Raw genomic sequence first — 18,282 nt, 5'->3', positions numbered from 1 at the left:
ATGGGTGATATCGGCGACAGTCGGGCCCGCGGAGGCCCTGCTCGTCACACCGTGGGTGTTACCGACGGTACCAGATGTGAGACATTCGTGTGGTGAGCATCGCAGACACCGTCACCCTCGCCGCGCGCAACGCCTGGGCCCTGACCTTCGGCTCCGGTGTGGCCGATCCGGAACCGACACCGTCGACCGTGCTGTGGGATCAGCCGCATCGCACGCTGCTGCGTTTCGGCGGCGCCTGCGCCGACGCCGGCTCCGCGGTGCTGCTCGTGCCCCCGCTGGCCGCCCCCGCCACCTGCTTCGATCTGCAGCCGGACCAGAGCGTCGCCCGGTTCCTGCTGGAGACCGGTCGCGCACCGTACCTGGTCGACTACGGCGAGATCACCTTCGCCGACCGCCGGATGGGCTTCGAGGACTGGATCGATGACATCCTGCCCGAGGCTGTGCTGCGCGCGTCGGCCGATCGGGGTGGCGCGCCCGTCGACCTAGTCGGCTGGTCGCTCGGCGGCACCCTGTCACTGCTGACGGCCGCGGCGAACACACAGCTGCCGATCCGGTCGATCACCGGGGTCGGCGCGCCGCTGGACTACGACAAGATGACCGGCATCCCGCAACTGCGCGCGGTCGCCAAGCTGACCGGTGGCCAGGCGGTATCCACCGTGGTGCGTGCGGCCGGCGGGGTGCCCGCAGGACTCACCCGGCTCGCCTACCGGTCCACCGCCTGGGAACGCGAACTCAAGCGGCCGTGGTTCGTCGCCAGCAATATCGCCCGCACCGAGACCCTGGCCCGGATGGAGACCATCGACCGATTCATGGCCGAGATGCCCGGCTATCCCGGCCGGTTCTACGGGCAGCTGTGGGGCAGGCTCATTTTGAACAACGACATCGGCCGCGGCGTGGTGCGGCTGGGGCAGCGGCATATCGCACTTGCCGACGTCACCGCGCCGGTGCTGCTGGTCGGCGGCCCGACCGACGTCATCACTCCGGCCGCCGCCGTGGAAGCCGGACTGCGCACGCTCAGCGGCGCCGCCTCGGTGCGCTACGAAACCGCGCCCGGCAGCCATCTCGGGATCCTGACCGGCCCCACCGCACGCGACACGACCTGGACCTACCTGGATAAATTCCTCGCCACCGGGGTCTGACCGGGCCGCGGTGTGCTACCCGGCTCGGGCGCACGGGTCGAGCCGCGACGCGCCGCCCGCCGGGTATTACGCTGGTGTCCCATGGGAGCACAGTCACCTGCCGCGCTGGGCGTTTCGCCGACCGGCCCGGTTTCGCCGTCCATTCCCGCCGACCATCCCGGGGTGACCGATCTGTTCGCGGTGCTCGCCTACGGTGAGATCTCCGCGTTCTACCGGCTCGCCGAGGAGGCCAAGCTCTCGCCCACCGTCCGCGGCAAGGTCGCGGTGGCGAAGATGGCCGCCGCCGAAATGGAGCATTTCACGCGGCTGGAGACGGCGCTGTCGGAGCGCGGCGCCGACATCTTCGAGGTGATGGCGCCCTTCGTGCGGGCCCTCGACGCCTATCACGCCTCCACCGACCCGTCCACGTGGCTCGAGTCGATGGTGAAGTTCTACGTCGGTGACGGCATCGCCGCCGACTTCTACCGCGAGATCGCCGGTGTGCTCAGCCCCGACGTCGCCGACGTGGTGCGCGATGTGCTGGCCGAGACCGGGCATTCGGAGTTCGTGGTGGACGAGGTGCGCCGCGCGGTGGCCGCCAGCCGCTCCGAGCGCGACCGGCTGACGCTGTGGGGTCGCCGCCTGCTCGGCGAGGCGATCACCCAGGCCCAGTACGTGATGGCCCAGCGCGACGAGCTCACCGAACTGGTGCTCGCCGCCACCGGCGACCTCAACGGCATCGCCACCCTGTTCGAGCGCATGCAGGCCAGCCACGCCGAACGGATGGCGGTGCTCGGGCTCTAGGCGATCGCCCCGGGTCATCGCGTCGGCATACCGGCGCGATCGGTGAGCACGAGCGGCAGTGCTGCCAGCGCCAGCAGCGCCCCGATCCAGCACACCGAGGTCAGGGTGGCGCCGCGGGACAACGGCACGGCCGCCAGTACCGGCGTGATGCTGATACCGAGCTGGAAGGCCGACACGGTGGTGGCCCCGGCCAGCGTCGGGGCGTCGCCCGCGAGGGCGAACACCCGCCCGTACAGCGCGGGATTGAGGACGAACGCTGCCACACCGAGCAGAAACACCGTCGGCACGACCAGCCAGACCCGGTCGATGGCGGCGACCATCACCGCCGACAGCACCGCGATGGCCGTGGCGCCCGTCGCCAGCGCCAGATGCGGCCGCCGGTCGGAGATGCGGCCGCCGATGGGCAAGCCCGCGAAAGCGCCGACGCCGAACAGTGCCAGGATCGCCGGGATCCATACCTCGGCCACCGCGGTGATCTCGGCGAGCATCGCCGCGAGATAGTTGAACGTCACCATGTACGCGGCCGTCGTCGCGATCGTGATCGCGTAGATCCCCCACAGGCGCGGTGACCGCATGGTGCGCAGTTCCCTGGCCACGCTCGGCCGGGCGGCCGGAGCTCCGGAGTCCGCGCCGGGCAGGCCGAGCCTGCATCCGATCATGGCGGCGACGGTCAGCAGGACGACCGCCCAGAAACCGCCACGCCAGTCGGTGAAGTGGCTGAGCAGCGTCCCCGCGGGACCGCCGGCGACCATGGCGATGCTCAGCCCGCTGACGACCACGCCGGACGCCCTGGCCGTTCGATCCGAGGCCACCAAGCTGATGGCTGTCACCGACGCGATCGCGAAGAACCCCGCATAGGCGACGCCGGAAACGGCCCGGGAAATCAGCAGCACCTGGTAATTACCGACCAGGCCGGCGACGATGCCCGCCGCGAAGATCCCCTGCGTGACCAGCAGGGCCGTGCGGCGCGGCCAGCGCAGGCCGAGGACCGCGAGCGGTGGTCCGCCGAGCACCACGCCGAGCGCGAACGCGGTGATGAGCATCCCCGCCGAGGACAGCGTCGTGTCCAGATCGTCGGCGACCGCGGGTAGCACCCCGGCCAGCAGGAATTCGGCCGTGCCCATCGCGAACAAGCTGAATCCCAGCAGGTAGACGCCGAGGGGTAGGCGGTCGGACCGTGCGCGGCCCGCAGCACCGCGCGGTCGGGGCGAGGACAATCGGTCCCCGCCGGTTGCGGGTGTGGACCCGCCCAGTGCTGTTGTTGTTGTGTCCATCCGGATCACCTCCGCCGACAGCATCGCGGCCGATTTGCGGTATCAGCAAAGATTCTTGCTGAAATTGGGACGGATTCGCTTCGATGGGCCATGGATGGGCAGCCGAGCGTCGATGCCGTCATCGAGCAGATCGCACCGCGATTGCGCCGGGCGCGGGAGAAGAAGGGCGTCAGCCTCGCCGAACTCGCACGCGCCACCGGGATCTCGACCAGCACGCTGTCGCGGCTGGAATCGGCACAGCGCAAACCGAGTCTGGAACTGCTGCTGCCGATCACCGCTGCTCTCGGCGTACCGCTCGACGAGGTCGTGGCCTCGCCCAGAATCGCCGACCCGCGAGCACCGCGGCCGACGCAGGCCACGGACGGCCGGGTGTTGATTCCGCTCTCACGGCACCGTGGCGAACCACGCGCCTACATCATGACCATTCCGGCCACCGACGATGAGCCGTTCTTGCGCACCCACACCGGATACGAGTGGTTGTACGTACTGCGCGGACGGCTACGAGTACGGCTGGGTGCCCGCGATTTCGTGATGAGTGCCGGCGAGGCGGCCGAGTTCGACTGCCGGATTCCGCACTGGTTCGGCGCGACCGGCCGCGGGAGTGTCGAGGTGCTGAGCCTGTTCGGCCCACAGGGTGAGCGCATACACGTGCGCACCTCGCGGCTCTGAGACCGGCCGGCGCTTACGAGCCGTCAGGTGGATTCGCCGACGCTATTCGTTGGCCGCGCGGTCGCGGACCAGGTGCAGGCCGGTGGCCTGGACCCGGTCGGCGAGCCAGACGACCAGGCTCTGATCGCCGGTCGTTTCCAAGGTCTCGAACGGCACGTCCAGCTCACCGAGCACCGGATGGTCGAAGCGCAGCAGCGGCACGGTCGGCTCGTTGAGACGTTGCGGAGTCCAGCGTTCGGCGAAATCCGGGTGGCCGCGCAACCGATCGATCGTCTCGCGCAGTGCGTCGTCGGCGGGCCAGCGCACCATCGCGCGATTGAGGGCCGCCGCGAAGGCGTCCGCGGCCTGCGACCAATTGCGCAGCACCCGCCGGGCCGCGGGATGGGTGAAGGTGAACCGGGCGAGGTTGGGCGAGGAATCGTCGAGCAGCCCGAGCGGTGCGGCGAAATCCGCCCACGCGGCGTTCCAATCGAGCACATTCAGTTGCCTGCCGACCACGAAGGCCGGGGTCGGCGCGAGCGCGCGCAGCACCTGCTGGATGGTCTCGGGCACCTGCTCCGGCTCGGCCTCCCCGCCGGGGCAGCGTGAGCCGTCGGCGGCGGTCAGCGCGAGGATGTTGAACTGGTAGCGCGCCTCACCACGTAGTAACAACGCGTCGGCGAGGGCCTCCACCACGGCCGGAGACGGATTGTTGTCACGGCCCTGCTCCAGCCGCGCCAGATAGTCGGCACTGACGCCGGCCCGCACCGCGACCTCTTCACGGCGCAGTCCCGGGGTGCGGCGGCGGCGCCCCTCGGGCAATCCGAGATCGCCCGGGCGCAGTTCCGCGCGCCGGGCGACCAGGAATTCGGCGAACCTGCTTCGTGCCATGCCGTCCATCGTGCCTCGTCGGGGCCGGCTTATCCGCGCCCTGCCAGGTCCAGGATAACGGCGGTCTGGTTAGCGGACCGCGGTCCGGTCATGGTGGAACCCATGACTACACCGGAAACCACCACCGCCACCCAGCAGCTGCGCCCCGGATCCTGGACCCTGGATCCCGCGCACTCGACCGTCGCGTTCACCATCCGCCACCTCGGCATCTCCAAGGTGCGCGGCAGCTTCACCAAATTCGACACCGAGTTTGTCGTCGACGAATCCGGGGCCGCGACCATCGGCGCCACCATCTACCTCGACTCGTTCGACACCGGCAACCCCGACCGCGACGCCCACGTACGCACCGCCGACTTCCTCGACGTGGCCAACCGGCCGACGCTGACCTTCCGCGCCACCGAGCCGGTCCGGATCTCGGAGACGTTCACCGTCCAGGGCGAGGCGACGCTCGGCCAGATCACCAAGCCGGTCACCCTCGAGGTCGAATGGGGCGGGGTGCAGGAGTTCGGCGCGACCGGCGACAACCACGCCGGATTCTCCGCGACCGGCACCATCAAGCGCACCGACTTCGGCGTCGGCGGCCCGCTGCCCGGCATGCTCAGCGATGCGGTCAAGGTCGAACTCGACATCCAGCTCGTCGAGCCGAAGTAGCAGCCGGGGCGCGGTGCGGGTGTTTCGCTGACAGCGCAGGCGGTCAGGTGCCTGCACCCCGCGGGGCTGCATTAGCCTTGGTGCGACAGCACACGACTCTATGTTCGGAGGTTGGCCGTGGAGGTCAAGATCGGTATTTCGGATAGCCCGCGCGAGCTCGTCATCACCAGCTCGCAGACCCCCGACGAGGTCGAGGCGCTGGTGTCCGGTGCCCTCAGCGGTGATAGCGGTGTCGTCTCGCTGACCGACGAGAAGGGTCGCAAGTTCCTGATCCAGGCCGCCAAGGTCGCCTACGTCGAGATCGGCACCGCCACCGGCGGCCGAGTCGGCTTCGCCGCCGTCTGAGAAACAGCCGAACGAAGAGCCCCCGGCGTCCGGTCGAACCGGATGCCGGGGGCTCTGTCGTTGATCGGCCGTGCCTACTGATCGTGGCGGGCGCGCAGCACTTCCTCGATGGGGTGCAGCGGCACGTGGGACAGCCCGCCCCATGCCAGTGCGACCGTGGTGTCGACGGCCTCGTCCTTCGGGATCGGGCGGTCGGCTTCCAGCCAGTAGCGTGCGGTGAACTGGCTCGCGCCCACCAGGCCGACCGCAAGGATGCGGGCGCGGTACGGGTCGAGGCCGGAGTCGTGGGCCACCAGATCGAAGACGGCGTCCACACAGGCTTCGGTGGCCTGCTCCACCCGACGCTGCACCTGCGGCTCGTTGGTCAGGTCCGATTCGAAGACCAGCCGGAAGCCCTGCATCTCGTTGTCGACGAAGTCGAAGTAGGCCTGCACCGCCGCGCGCACGCGCTGCCGGTTGTCGGTGGTGGAGCGCAGCGCCTGGCGCACGCTCGACACCAGCATGTCGACGTAGTTCTGCAGCACCGCGACGTAGAGTTCGAGCTTGCTGGTGAAGTGCTGGTAGAGCACCGGCTTGCTGACGCCGGCGCATTGCGAGATCTCGTCCATACCCGCGGCGTGATAGCCACGCAGCACGAACACCTCACTGGCAGCGGCGAGCAGCTGCTGGCGTCGTTCGTCGCGCGGCAGCCTGGTGCCGCGCTTGGCCGGGGTCATGGCCTCGGACGACGTTCTGCGGGACGTCATCCGGTCCACGAGGTCAGTCATTTCGGATCTCCCAGTCGATTCCCCGGCAAAAGGGGTGTGCACCGGGTTATCCACAGCACGATACCCGCTCGCGTCACACTTTCCGATGGGGGTGGTGAATGCATAGCCATCGGTGAGAAATCTCGCAGTGATCTGCCGCCCCGCCGATGCATGGTGCCGCGGTCTTTCGCACTGTGAGAGGCTGTTTCCCGTGACCGACCGACCGGAAAAGCCGACCGGCGGCGGGCGCGATGCGCACCGCCCCCATGGTTCCGAGGACTCCGGTTCCGCAGTGACGAGCCCCGTGGCATGGCCGGACTCCAGCACCTCCGACCGCTCGCGGCAACCATTGCGCGCACGCTGGGACCCCACCGCACCGGACGAGAAGGCTCGTTCGCGTGCCCCGCGACCGTCGCGTGATGTGAAGAAGCAGAGCGCCATCGGCCGATTCGTGTCCACCTACGGCTGGCGGGCGTATGCGCTGCCGGTGTTGTTCGCGGTGACGCTCATCGTGATCGTCGATGCCATCCGCACCGGGCCGGACCCCGCGCCCGCGGCGGGGGAACCCGGATTCGGGCGGCTGAGCCCGCCGGCGGCGAGCGCGGGTGTCATCGGCGCCCCGCCCGGTGACGGCAAGTTCCCCGACGATCTGCCCACCGGTGCGCTGCCCGAGGGCGGCCAGTTCGTGGAGAACGGCGCGGGGACCTGGCGGGTGGTGCCGGGGACCAGCGCGCAGGTGGGTATCGGGGAGCAGTACGTGTTCAGCTACACCGTCGAGATCGAGGACGGTCTCGACACCACCGGTTACGGCGGTGACGCCTCGGTGGCCAAGATGGTCGACTCCACGCTGGCCAATCCGAAGAGCTGGACTCATGACCGCAAGTTCGCCTTCCGCCGGGTGGATCAGGGCGAACCGGATTTCCGGGTCTCGCTCACCTCGCGCCAAACGGCGCGCACCGCATGCGGTTTCGAGATCGAGATCGACTCCTCCTGCTACAACTCCGACCTGGGCCGGGTGGTGTTGTCGGAGGCCCGCTGGGTGCGCGGCGCGCTGGCGTTCGAGGGCGATATCGGTTCCTACCGGCAGTACCTGGTGAACCACGAGGTCGGCCACGCCATCGGTTACCACCAGCATCAGCCCTGCGAGACCGACGGCGGCCTGGCGCCGGTGATGATGCAGCAGACCTTCGGCGTGGAGAACAACGTCATCGCCACCCTCGACCCCGACGGGGTGGTGCCGATGGACGGTAAACGCTGCCGGTTCAATCCCTGGCCGTACCCGCGCGGCTGAACCGGCCTACGCCGGGGTCGGCATGGCCCGGCCCGGTTGTCGCCCGGCACTGTCCATGCGCGACCATGGGCGGGGAAGAACGGCCGGGTCCTCGGTGTTGCACCGATAGCGCACCGAGGTGTGCGCCCGACGCATCGTGACCGGCCCATTCGATTCGAGGAGTTCTGGACGTGTCATCACCGAAGTCCCTGCCGCCACTGGTCGAGCCGGCCGCGGAGCTGACCAGGGACGAGGTCGCCCGCTACAGCCGCCACCTGATCATTCCCGATGTGGGCGTGGACGGGCAGAAGCGGCTGAAGAATGCCAAGGTGCTGGTGATCGGCGCGGGTGGGCTCGGCTCGCCCGCACTGCTGTACCTGGCCGCCGCCGGTGTCGGCACGCTCGGCATCGTCGAATTCGACGAGGTCGACCTGTCCAACCTGCAACGCCAGGTCATCCACGGCGAATCCGATATCGGCCGTTCCAAGGCCGACAGCGCCCGTGATTCCATTCTGGAGATCAACTCCGGCATCGACGTGCGACTGCACAAGATCCGGCTGGAGCCGGACAACGCCGTCGAGCTGTTCTCCGAATACGACCTGATCGTCGACGGCACCGACAACTTCGCCACCCGCTACCTGGTCAACGACGCCGCCGTCCTCGCGGGCAAGCCCTACGTGTGGGGCTCGATCTACCGCTTCGAGGGCCAGGTGTCGGTGTTCTGGGAGGACGCACCCGACGGCCGCGGCATCAACTACCGCGATCTCTACCCGGAGGCGCCGCCGCCGGGCATGGTGCCGTCCTGCGCCGAGGGCGGTGTGCTCGGTGTGCTGTGCGCATCCATCGGCTCGATCATGGTGACCGAGACGATCAAGCTGATCACCGGCATCGGCGACCCGCTGCTGGGCCGGCTGATGGTCTACGACGCACTGGATATGACCTACCGGACCATCAAGCTGCGCCGCGATCCGGAGCGTCAGCCGATCACCGAACTGATCGACTACGACGCGTTCTGCGGTGTGGTGAGCGAGGAAGGCCAGGCGGCCGCCGCCGGTTCGACCGTCACCGCGCGTGAGCTGAAGGAGATGCTCGACGCCGGCAAGGACGTCGCGATCATCGATGTGCGCGAGCCCGTCGAATGGGACATCGTGCGGATCGAGGGCGCGACGCTGATCCCGAAGGACCGCATCCTGTCCGGTGAGGCGCTGTCGGAACTGCCGCAGAATCGGCCGATCGTGCTGCACTGCAAGACCGGTATCCGGTCCGCGGAGGCGCTGGCCGCGCTCAAACGCGCGGGCTTCGCCGACGCCACCCATCTGCAGGGCGGTGTGATCGCCTGGGCGAACCAGGTCGACCCCTCACTCCCGGTGTACTGAGCGACCGCCCAGCGCATCGCCGGCAACCTCGGCGCGGCGCCCGTTTCGGGCGCGTCGCCGGGAGTACGGTACGGCCGTGACATCTGTGGAGCCTCCCGAGCATGTGCGAGCCACGTTCGGCCTGCGCGAGGTGACGCCGATTGCGCTGGGCGACTGGGAAGGCGGCTGGCGCCTCGGTGACGTGGTGCTCAGCCCGGTCGCCGATCACGCACGGGCGGCCTGGTCGGCGAAGGTGCGCGAAACGCTGAAGGTCGACGGGCTGCGCCTGGCGCGGCCGGTGCGCGCCACCGACGGCCGCTACGTCGTCTCCGGCTGGCGGGCGGACACCTTCCTGGAAGGTATTCCGGAACCCCGGCACGACGAGGTGGTGTCGGTGTCGCTGCGGTTGCATGCCGCCACCGCGCATCTCGAGCGGCCGCGGTTCCTGGTGCAGCCGCCGGTGGCGCCGTGGATGGACGTCGACGTCTTCGTTGCCGCCGACCGCGCCGCCTGGGAGGCGGTGCCGCTGCGCAGCCTGCGCGCGGGCGGGGCGCTGCCGACGACGTCACCGGATGGCAGGCACAGCATGGAGTTGATCGGGCAGCTGGCCACCCTGCGTAAACCGGTGCACACGCCCGCGCAGCTGGTGCACGGCGACCTGTTCGGCACCGTATTGTTCTCCGGCGCCGACACTCCCGGGCTCAGCGACATCACCCCGTACTGGCGTCCGGCCGCGTGGGCCGCGGGTGTGGTCGTGGTGGACGCGCTGTCGTGGGGTGGTGCCGACGACGGCCTGTTGGAGCGCTGGTCGGATCTGCCGGAGTGGCCGCAGATGTTGTTGCGGGCGGTGATGTTCCGGCTCGCGGTGCACGCCTTGCATCCACGATCGACCCCGGAGGCCCTGCCCGGCCTGGCCCGCACCGCGGATATGGTTCGGTTCCTGCTCTGACTCGCTGCTGCACCCGGTCGACTCCGTCCGCGCTGATTCGGCGCTCCCGGTCGACGCGCACCGGGTGCGGCGCCGCATCGACGACGCCACACCCGGTGCGGCCGAACCCATCTCAGACGTTCGCGTACGCCAGTGACGGAACCCGCGCCACCGCGAACGACGAGCGCAGGTAGAACCACCACGTCACGCCCGCCATCACCAGGAAGGCGATCGCATACGCCCAGAAGGCGGGCGACATGCTGCCGAAGTTGATGTTGGACAGTCGAAGCGCCTGCTGCAGCAGGTATCCGCCGGAGGCGCCGATCGCCCCGATGACGCCGATCGCCGCACCCGCCTGCCGTTTCGCCGAGGCCGCCGCCTCGGCCGGATCGAGATCGTGCTCGGCGGCGTACTTGCGTGCTTCGGCGCTGAAGATCGACGGGATCATCCGGTAGGTGGAGCCGTTGCCGATGCCGGTGAGCACGAACAGCAGCAGGAACGAGATCAGGTACAGCGGAAAGCTCTTCAGCTCCAGCGCGGCCATGATCAACGCCACCGCGATGGCCATACCGCCGAACACCCCGAGGGTGATCTTGGCGCCGCCGACCCGGTCGGAGATCCAGCCACCGAACGGTCTGCTGAACGAACCGACCAGGGCGCCGAGGAAGGCGAGATTGCCGAGGGTGGTGATCCAGCCGATATTCGCCAGGTTCGGGAAGTTGGCCTTGATCAGTGTGGGGAAGGCGAAGGAGAAGCCGATGAACGAGCCGAAGGTGCCGATGTAGAGCAGCGACATCACCCAGGTGTGCGGATTGGTCAGCGCGAGCCGATAGGACCGGCCGTCGGACTTCGCGGTGCGCAGGCTGTCCATGCAGCGCACCGCGCCGACGGTAGCGATCAGGATGAACGGCACCCACACCAGCACCGCGAGGGTGATCCCGAGCCGGTAGCCGGCCGGGTCCTTCGCGGTCAGATGCGTGCCGAGGGTGATCAGCAGCGGCAGGATCAGCTGGGTCTGCGCGACGCCGAGATTGCCGCCCGCGGCGTTGATGCCGAGGGCCGCACCCTTTTTCCCTTCCGGGAAGAAGAAGGAGATATTGGCCATCGAGGACGAGAAGTTGCCGCCACCCACGCCCGCGAGCGCCGCCAGCAACAGGAACACCCACATCGGGGTCTCGGGCTGATTGACGAAGTAGGCCAGTCCGAGGGTTGGCAGCAACAGCATCGCCGCGCTGAACGCGGTGAAGGCGCGGCCGCCGAAGCGGGGGATGGCGAAGGTGTAGGGGATGCGCAGGGCCGCACCGACCATCGTCGGGGTGGAGGTGAGCAGCAGGGCGTTGCTCACCGCGACCGGATCGCCCTTGCCGAGCCCGGCCAGGAAGCCGAATCCGGCCGCGCCCATGCTGGTGACGACCGACCCCCAGATGACCCAGACGCTGAATCCGAGGTTCTCGGCGAACACCGAGAAGGCGAGATTCTTGCGGGCCGTGCGCGCCCCGCCGGATTCCCAGAACTCGGGGTCGTCGGGTTCCCAGGTGTCGATCCAGCGTCCGCGCCTCTGATAGCTGAACGACGGTGTGTGACTGCCGGTGTCGATTGTCGCGGTCATCGGCTCCCTCTCGATCGCACTGCGACCGCTCCCTCATCGTGGCAGCGCTGCCTCATCGCAGCGGCGTGGTGCCCTGACCGGTTCGTCGCGAGCCGTCGGGTGCCTGAGCGGTCGAATCACAAGGTAGGAGCCGGTTGTTGCGCTCACGTGGCGCGCAGTGACGATCGCGGCACATCCGCCTCACCGGTGATCAGGCACACCGGTGACGGGTTGGTTACTCGGCCTCGCTGCCCGGTGCCGGATACTCGGCGAGCAGGGATCCGAGGAAGCAGCGAGCGGCCTGCGCGGCGCGTTCGGGATCGCCGTCGATGACGGCCTGGACCAGTTCGCGATGTTCGGCGTCGTAGGAATCGCCGTATTTCGAGGTGCGCGAGCGGATGCCCGCCTCGATCACCGGCAGCAGCGAATCGTAGAACTCCAGGTACACCGCGTTGTGGCTGGCGACGACGATGGCGCGGTGCAGTTGCACGTCGGCCTCGATGGCCGCGGGGTTGTCCTCGTCCCAGGACTTGCTGCGTTCTTCCAGCAGCCGCCGCATGGTGGCGATATCGGTCTCGTCGCGGCGCTGCGCGGCGAGGGCGGCCGCGGTGGTGTCGAGGGCTTGGCGCAGTTCCAGGATGTCGCGTTCCTGGGCGTCGGCGAAGTACTTGGCCAGCGCGCCGCTGACTTCGGAGTTGGCGATCACGTAGGTGCCCGAACCCTGACGCCGTTCGAGCATCCCGGCATGGACGAGCGCCTGCACCGCCTCGCGCAGCGTATTTCGCCCGGTGCCGGTGAGTTCGGCGAGTTCGGGCTCGGTGGGTATGCGTGAGCCGATCGGCCAACGGCCCGAGCGTATTTCGGCCCGGAGCTGTTCGGTGACCTGCGCGATGAGACTGGTGCGGCGGACGGGTTGCACCGCAACAGGGTACCGCTCGTCACATCGGCTTGCTCCCGTCATCCGGTCATCCTATGATTTCTCGGTGACCGCAACCCTGCCCGGAACCACCAGCAGCCCCGCAGGCTCGTCGACGGCCGAGCGTCGTCGTGCGCTGACCGAGGGCAGGCTGCTCGTACTCGCGGCGATCATCATGTCGGCGCTGGTGCTGCGCGTCGCGGTCACCGCCTTCACCCCGCTGGCCGAGGAGATCGGCCACGAGATCGGGTACGGCACCGCCGTCGTCGGCGTCTTCGGCATGATCCCCACCCTGATGTTCTCCCTGTCCGGGCTGCTGACGCCGGTCATGGTGCGCAGGCTCGGCCTGGAACGCACCGCGCTGGTCGCCATGCTGATGGCCGGTCTCGGCATGCTCATCCGGGTGTTCGTCTCCGGCACCGCGGAACTGTTCGTCTTCTCGGCGCTGGCCCTCGGCGGTATGGGCGTCGGCAATGTGGTGATCCCGCCGCTGGTCAAGCGGTACTTCCCGGACCGGCTCGCGATCGTCAGCGCGCTCTACATCACCATGGTGCAGATCGGCACCGTGCTGCCCGCGCTGGTGGCGGTGCCGGTCGCCGAGGCGCACGGCTGGCGGATCTCGCTCGGCATGTGGGCGCTGCTCGGCTTCGCGGCTGCCGTCCCGTGGTTGGGGGTGCTGCGCGATCGGCGCGGCCGCGACAAGGTCGACACCACCGCCCTGCCCGCGGGCAAGGCCGCCACCGGCAAGGCGTGGCGCTCGCCGGTGGCCTGGGGCATGGCCGGCATGTTCGGCATGACCTCGCTGACCACCTATTCGATGTTCACCTGGCTGCCGACGATCTTCGCCGACGCCGGCGCGAGCGCGGCCTTCGGCGGCACCATGGTCGCGTTGTTCGCGGTGGTCGGGCTGGTCGCCGCCCTGACAGCGCCCACCGTCGCGGCCCGGATGACCAACCCGTTTCCCGTGGTGATCGGCTGCGCGGTGTGTTTCTTCGTCGCCTTCACCGGTCTGCTGATCGCGCCGATGAGCGCGCCGATCCTGTGGGTGATCGTGCTCGGGCTTGGCCCGAGCACCTTCCCGATGGCGCTGACGCTGATCAACCTGCGTACCCGCACCCCGGCCGGTTCGGCCTCGCTGTCGGGCTTCACCCAGGGCGTCGGCTACGCGGTGGCCTGTGCCGGTCCGGTGCTGTTCGGCATGCTGCACACCGCCACCGGCGGCTGGGCCGCGCCGTTCGCCTTCCTCGGGGTGGCCGTGCTGGTGTTGCTGACCGGTGCCTGGCAGGCGTGCAAGCCGCGCATGCTCGAGGACACCTGGTCGGCTCGCTGAACGAGCTCCCGGCGCCGCCGCTGATGACCCGGCGGCGGCGCCGGATGCCGGCGCGCTGATTCGTAGGACTTGCGGCCGAGCGTGACGCAGGTCATGCTGACAGGCGACCTCACCGCGCCGGAGCGCGCGAGCAGGCGTTCGGACACCTGCGGAAACCGTTGCGTCACATGCCGGAAACATCTCACCCGCATTTCCCGTGCAGCGTGAGCAACCGTTGATTTGACGGTCATTTTCCGCAGCATTTCGGCAATACCCGTTTCCTACCGTTGGGCCAACCGATTTTGGGAGGCCCTGTTGTTGAGCACGCTGACGCGTAACCGCAACCTCGAGCATTGGGATGCCGAGGATGTCGCGGCCTGGGAAGCAGGCGGCAAGGACATCGCCAAGCGCAATCTGATCTGGTCGGTGGTCGCCGAGCACATCGGCTTCTCGGTCTGGTCGATCTGGTCGGTGATGGTGCTGTTCATGCCCGCCGACGAGTTCGGCATCGACCCGGCGGGCAAGTTCTTCCTCGCGGCGGTGCCGACCCTGGTCGGCGGTTTGCTCCGGATCCCCTACACCGTGGCCACCGCCCGCTTCGGCGGCCGCAACTGGACCATTTTCAGCGCGTTCATGCTGCTCATCCCGACGTTGCTGACGTTGTACTTCATCAATCAGCCCGGCACCTCCTACACCACCTTCGTGATCGTGGCGGCGTTCGCCGGCTTCGGCGGCGGCAACTTCGCCTCCTCGATGACCAATATCAACGCCTTCTACCCGCAGCGGCTCAAGGGCTGGGCGCTCGGTCTGAACGCGGCGGGCGGCAATATCGGCGTCCCGGTCATCCAGCTGCTCGGGCTGTTGGTGCTCGCCACCCTCGGTGACGGCTACGGCTCGCTGATCTGCGCGATCTACCTGGTGCTCGTGGCACTGTCCGGTCTGGGCGCCGCGCTGTTCATGGACAACCTGAAGAACCAGAAAGCCGACCTGTCCTACATGGTGAAGGCGCTGAGGGTGCCGCAGTCCTGGGCCATCGCCTTTCTCTACATCGGCACCTTCGGTTCGTTCATCGGTTACAGCTTCGCCTTCGGCCAGATCCTGCAGATCAGCTTCAAGGCGGGCGGCGACACTGTCGCGCAGGCCGCGGTGCACGCCGCGTCGATCGCCTTCATCGGCCCGCTGCTCGGCTCGCTGGCCCGCCCGTACGGCGGCAAACTGGCCGACCGGATCGGCGGAAGCAAGGTCACCATCGTCGTCTTCGGCGCGATGATGGCCGCCGCCCTCGTCGTCGGCCTGGCGAGCACGAGGGCCGACAGCAACGGCGGCGTGGCGACCGGCGGGGTGATGACGGTGATGGTGATCGGTTTCATCGCGCTGTTCGTGCTCTCCGGCTTCGGCAACGGCGCCGTCACCAAGATCATCCCGTCGGTGTTCGACGCGAAGTCCAAGAGCCTGGACGCGAGCCCCGCCGAGCAGGCCGCCTGGTCGCAGAACACCTCGGGTGCGTTGATCGGTTTCGTCGGCGCCATCGGTGCGCTCGGCGGAGTCGGCATCAACCTGGTGCTGCGCTCGTCGTATTCGTCCACGCAGTCCGCCACCACCGCCTTCTGGGTGTTCATGGGCTTCTACGTCGCCTGTGCCCTCGTCACCTGGGCGGTGTTCTTGCGCAGGCCGAGCCTGCGGGTCCGCGATTCCGGCACCGACGTCGTGGTCGAGGCCGAGGCCCTGGTTCTGGAAGCCGAGGCCGCCAACTCCACCACCCGGTCCACCAACTCGTCGGCTCGCGCCTGACACCGATCATCCACGGAGGGACAGTCATGAATTCGACAGTCGAACCCACTCAGCGCAAGACCGTGGTGGTCGCAGGCCATGGCATGGTCGGGCACCGGTTCGTGGAGGCGCTGCGCTCCCGCGACGAGGCAGGCCAGTGGCAGGTCGTGATCCTCAGCGAGGAGAAGCTGGCCGCCTACGACCGCGTCGGGCTCTCGTCCTACGTGGGCAACTGGGACGCCAGTGCGCTCGCCCTGCCCGGCAACGAGTACGCCGGCGACGAGCTGGTGGAGCTGCGGCTGGGCCAGCGCGCCGAATCCATCGACCGTGCCGCCCGCAAGATCACCACCTCGACCGGTGAGACCATCGGCTACGACGCGCTGGTGCTGGCCACCGGCTCCTACGCCTTCGTGCCGCCGGTGCCCGGCCACGACAGCGACGGCTGCTTCGTCTACCGCACCCTCGACGACCTCGACGGCATCCGGGACACCGCCGCTGCGGCCGGGCCGGGCGCGCACGGTGTGGTCGTCGGCGGTGGTCTGCTGGGTCTGGAGGCGGCCAATGCGCTGCGCCTGCTCGGCATGACCCCGCACGTCGTCGAATTCGCCGACCGGCTGATGCCCGCCCAGGTCGACGCGGGCGGCGCCGCCATCCTGGAGAAGCTGGTCTCGGATCTGGGCCTGCATGTGCACACCGGCGTCGGCACCTCCTCGATCGAGACGGTCGAGGGCGCGGGCCCGGCGACCAAGCTCAAGGTGACCCTGTCCGACGACAGCACCATCGACGCCGCGATGGTGGTGTTCTCCGCCGGTATCCGTCCGCGCGACGAGATCGCCCGCGAGGCCGGCCTCGAGGTGGGCCCGCGCGGCGGCATCATCACCGACCTGGGAATGCAGACCTCGGACCCGAACATCTACGCCGTCGGTGAATGCGCCGCGGTCGAGGGTGTCTGCTACGGCCTGGTCGCGCCCGGCTACACCACCGCCGAGATCGTCGCCGACCGGCTGCTCGGCGGGGCGGGGGAGTTCCCCGGCGCGGATATGTCGACCAAGCTGAAGCTGCTCGGTGTCGACGTCGCCAGTTTCGGTGACGCGCACGGCACCACCGAGGGCGCGCTGTCGGTGGTGTTGCACGATGCCGCCAAGGGCACCTACGCCAAGCTGGTCATCTCCGACGACGCGCAGACCCTGCTCGGCGGCATCCTGGTCGGTGACGCCTCGCAGTACGCGGCGCTGCGTCCGCTGGTCGGGCGTCCGCTGCCCGCCGAGCCCGCCGCGCTGATCTCCCCGGCCGGTGCCGAACTCGGCGCCGACGCCCTGCCCGACGACGCGCAGATCTGTTCCTGCAACAACGTCAGCAAGGGTGCCATCTGCGGGGCCATCGCCGAGGGCGCCTGCGATATCGCCGGCGTCAAGAGCTGCACCAACGCGGGCACCTCGTGTGGTGGCTGTGTGCCGATGATCAAGAAGCTGCTCGAGCAGTCCGGCGTGGAGATGTCGAAGGCGCTGTGCGAGCACTTCGAGCAGTCGCGCGCCGAGCTGTTCGACATCGTCCAGGTCACCGGTATCCGCACCTTCTCCGAGCTGATCGGCAAGTACGGCAAGGGCACCGGCTGCGATATCTGCAAGCCCACCGTGGCCTCCATCCTGGCCTCCACCTCGAGCGATCACATCCTCGACGGCGAGCAGGCCGCACTCCAGGACACCAACGACCACTTCCTGGCCAACCTGCAGAAGAACGGCACCTATTCGGTGGTGCCGCGGATGCCCGGTGGTGAGGTCACCGCCGAGCAGCTGATCGTGATCGGTGAGGTGGCCAAGGAATTCGACCTCTACGTGAAGGTCACCGGCGGGCAGCGCATCGACCTGTTCGGCGCGCGGGTGGACCAGCTGCCGCTGGTCTGGAAGCGGCTGGTCGACGCGGGCATGGAATCCGGCCACGCGTACGGCAAGTCGCTGCGCACCGTCAAGAGCTGCGTCGGTTCCACCTGGTGCCGCTACGGTCAGCAGGATTCGGTCGGCATGGCCGTGCTGCTGGAGAAGCGCTACCGCGGTCTGCGCTCGCCGCACAAGCTCAAGCTCGCGGTGTCCGGTTGCGCCCGGGAGTGCGCGGAGGCGCGCGGCAAGGACGTCGGCGTGATCGCCACCGAGAACGGCTGGAACCTCTACGTCGGCGGTAACGGCGGCCTCACGCCCAAGCACGCCGTGCTGCTGGCCGGTGAGCTCGACGACGAGACGCTGATCAAGTACATCGACCGCTACCTGATGTTCTACATCCGCACCGCCGACCGGTTGCAGCGCACCGCGCCGTGGCAGGAATCGCTGGAAGGCGGCATCGAGTACGTCAAGCAGGTGGTCTGCGAGGACAGCCTCGGTATCGCCGCCGACCTGGAAGCGGCCATGGCCAAGCACGTGGAGGGCTACCGCGACGAATGGGCGGCGGTGCTCGAGGACGAGGACAAGCTCTCGCGCTTCGTGTCCTTCGTCAACGCACCAGAAGAGGCCGACCCGACGATCTCGTTCGACGACAGCGGCGAGCGCAAGGTGCCGGTCCTGCTCGGCCTGCCCGACATGCCAGGAGTCGGCAGCCGCGCCTGACCGGCAGCGGGCGTGCGCTCGGGATCTCGGTCCCGCCGCAACTGCTACGCCCGGGAAATGACTGCTTAACCG

The 18,282-nt window shown here is 68.8% G+C and carries 16 protein-coding genes; 11 read left to right on the top strand and 5 right to left on the bottom strand.

Annotated features, from left to right (window positions below; all coding sequences use genetic code 11):
• Positions 1-92 precede the first annotated feature (92 nt).
• Positions 93-1,139: an alpha/beta hydrolase gene (locus AC4HOU_RS16605; RefSeq protein ID WP_195006753.1), complete on the top strand. Its 1,047-nt coding sequence runs from the start codon at positions 93-95 to the stop codon at positions 1,137-1,139.
• Positions 1,140-1,220: 81 nt separating this feature from the next.
• Entirely contained in the window at positions 1,221-1,922 is a 702-nt protein-coding gene (locus AC4HOU_RS16600; protein ID WP_163809507.1) for a ferritin-like fold-containing protein, read from the top strand.
• A gap of 14 nt (positions 1,923-1,936) precedes the next feature.
• On the opposite strand, the gene AC4HOU_RS16595 is transcribed toward AC4HOU_RS16600, so the two are convergent.
• A complete protein-coding gene (locus AC4HOU_RS16595; protein ID WP_490724740.1) occupies positions 1,937-3,196 on the bottom strand; it encodes an MFS transporter in 1,260 nt (419 codons plus the stop codon).
• 90 nt (positions 3,197-3,286) lie between these two features.
• On the opposite strand from AC4HOU_RS16595, the gene AC4HOU_RS16590 reads away from it, so the two are divergent.
• Positions 3,287-3,865, top strand: coding sequence for a helix-turn-helix domain-containing protein (locus AC4HOU_RS16590; RefSeq protein WP_490724739.1), 579 nt, complete (start codon positions 3,287-3,289; stop codon positions 3,863-3,865).
• A gap of 42 nt (positions 3,866-3,907) precedes the next feature.
• Here AC4HOU_RS16590 and AC4HOU_RS16585 read toward each other — a convergent pair whose 3' ends face one another.
• Positions 3,908-4,735: a helix-turn-helix domain-containing protein gene (locus tag AC4HOU_RS16585; protein WP_256672933.1), complete on the bottom strand. Its 828-nt coding sequence runs from the start codon at positions 4,733-4,735 to the stop codon at positions 3,908-3,910.
• A gap of 102 nt (positions 4,736-4,837) precedes the next feature.
• Between AC4HOU_RS16585 and AC4HOU_RS16580 the strand changes: the two genes are divergently transcribed.
• Positions 4,838-5,386, top strand: coding sequence for a YceI family protein (locus AC4HOU_RS16580; RefSeq protein ID WP_163809515.1), 549 nt, complete (start codon positions 4,838-4,840; stop codon positions 5,384-5,386).
• Between the two features lie 117 nt (positions 5,387-5,503).
• The gene (locus AC4HOU_RS16575) at positions 5,504-5,731 is read left to right on the top strand and encodes a DUF3107 domain-containing protein (protein WP_036539130.1); all 228 of its coding nucleotides are present in this window, start codon (positions 5,504-5,506) and stop codon (positions 5,729-5,731) included.
• 74 nt (positions 5,732-5,805) lie between these two features.
• On the opposite strand, the gene fasR is transcribed toward AC4HOU_RS16575, so the two are convergent.
• Positions 5,806-6,498 carry an HTH-type transcriptional activator FasR gene (gene fasR, locus AC4HOU_RS16570; RefSeq protein ID WP_163809517.1) on the bottom strand — a complete coding sequence of 231 codons (693 nt, stop codon included), beginning with the start codon at positions 6,496-6,498 and terminating at the stop codon, positions 5,806-5,808.
• Between the two features lie 271 nt (positions 6,499-6,769).
• On the opposite strand from fasR, the gene AC4HOU_RS16565 reads away from it, so the two are divergent.
• From AC4HOU_RS16565 to AC4HOU_RS16555, 3 genes are all read left to right on the top strand, one after another.
• Complete coding sequence (locus AC4HOU_RS16565; protein ID WP_280212701.1) at positions 6,770-7,768, top strand: DUF3152 domain-containing protein; 999 nt, start codon at positions 6,770-6,772, stop codon at positions 7,766-7,768.
• Between the two features lie 170 nt (positions 7,769-7,938).
• A complete protein-coding gene (gene moeZ / locus AC4HOU_RS16560; RefSeq protein ID WP_163809519.1) occupies positions 7,939-9,123 on the top strand; it encodes an adenylyltransferase/sulfurtransferase MoeZ in 1,185 nt (394 codons plus the stop codon).
• A 76-nt stretch (positions 9,124-9,199) separates the two neighbouring features.
• Positions 9,200-10,051, top strand: coding sequence for a TIGR02569 family protein (locus tag AC4HOU_RS16555; RefSeq protein WP_194990264.1), 852 nt, complete (start codon positions 9,200-9,202; stop codon positions 10,049-10,051).
• Positions 10,052-10,163: 112 nt separating this feature from the next.
• On the opposite strand, the gene AC4HOU_RS16550 is transcribed toward AC4HOU_RS16555, so the two are convergent.
• Together AC4HOU_RS16550 and AC4HOU_RS16545 are read right to left on the bottom strand one after the other, a co-directional pair.
• Complete coding sequence (locus tag AC4HOU_RS16550) at positions 10,164-11,639, bottom strand: MFS transporter (RefSeq protein ID WP_490724738.1); 1,476 nt, start codon at positions 11,637-11,639, stop codon at positions 10,164-10,166.
• 214 nt (positions 11,640-11,853) lie between these two features.
• A complete protein-coding gene (locus AC4HOU_RS16545; protein ID WP_195019886.1) occupies positions 11,854-12,537 on the bottom strand; it encodes a FadR/GntR family transcriptional regulator in 684 nt (227 codons plus the stop codon).
• Between the two features lie 64 nt (positions 12,538-12,601).
• Between AC4HOU_RS16545 and AC4HOU_RS16540 the strand changes: the two genes are divergently transcribed.
• From AC4HOU_RS16540 to nirB, 3 genes are all read left to right on the top strand, one after another.
• On the top strand, positions 12,602-13,864 hold the full coding sequence (locus AC4HOU_RS16540) for a CynX/NimT family MFS transporter (protein WP_195019885.1): 1,263 nt from the start codon (positions 12,602-12,604) through the stop codon (positions 13,862-13,864).
• A gap of 294 nt (positions 13,865-14,158) precedes the next feature.
• Positions 14,159-15,634 (top strand): nitrate/nitrite transporter, encoded by a 1,476-nt coding sequence (locus AC4HOU_RS16535; protein ID WP_163809526.1) that lies wholly within the window; start codon positions 14,159-14,161, stop codon positions 15,632-15,634.
• Positions 15,635-15,660: 26 nt separating this feature from the next.
• The gene (gene nirB, locus AC4HOU_RS16530; protein WP_490724737.1) at positions 15,661-18,210 is read left to right on the top strand and encodes a nitrite reductase large subunit NirB; all 2,550 of its coding nucleotides are present in this window, start codon (positions 15,661-15,663) and stop codon (positions 18,208-18,210) included.
• Positions 18,211-18,282: the final 72 nt, after the last annotated feature.

This window comes from Nocardia sp. JCM 38205 (assembly GCF_058222935.1).
This window is presented reverse-complemented; position numbering and strand designations above follow the sequence as displayed.

Excerpts from the sequence above, each read along its gene's own strand:
- AC4HOU_RS16600 (WP_163809507.1), top strand. The coding sequence starts at position 1,221 with ATGGGAGCACAGTCACCTGCCGCGCTGGGCGTTTCGCCGACCGGCCCG.
- AC4HOU_RS16595 (WP_490724740.1), bottom strand. The coding sequence starts at position 3,196 with ATGGACACAACAACAACAGCACTGGGCGGGTCCACACCCGCAACCGGC.
- AC4HOU_RS16590 (WP_490724739.1), top strand. The coding sequence starts at position 3,287 with ATGGATGGGCAGCCGAGCGTCGATGCCGTCATCGAGCAGATCGCACCG.
- AC4HOU_RS16585 (WP_256672933.1), bottom strand. The coding sequence starts at position 4,735 with ATGGCACGAAGCAGGTTCGCCGAATTCCTGGTCGCCCGGCGCGCGGAA.
- AC4HOU_RS16580 (WP_163809515.1), top strand. The coding sequence starts at position 4,838 with ATGACTACACCGGAAACCACCACCGCCACCCAGCAGCTGCGCCCCGGA.
- fasR (WP_163809517.1), bottom strand. The coding sequence starts at position 6,498 with ATGACTGACCTCGTGGACCGGATGACGTCCCGCAGAACGTCGTCCGAG.
- AC4HOU_RS16550 (WP_490724738.1), bottom strand. The coding sequence starts at position 11,639 with ATGACCGCGACAATCGACACCGGCAGTCACACACCGTCGTTCAGCTAT.
- nirB (WP_490724737.1), top strand. The coding sequence starts at position 15,661 with ATGAATTCGACAGTCGAACCCACTCAGCGCAAGACCGTGGTGGTCGCA.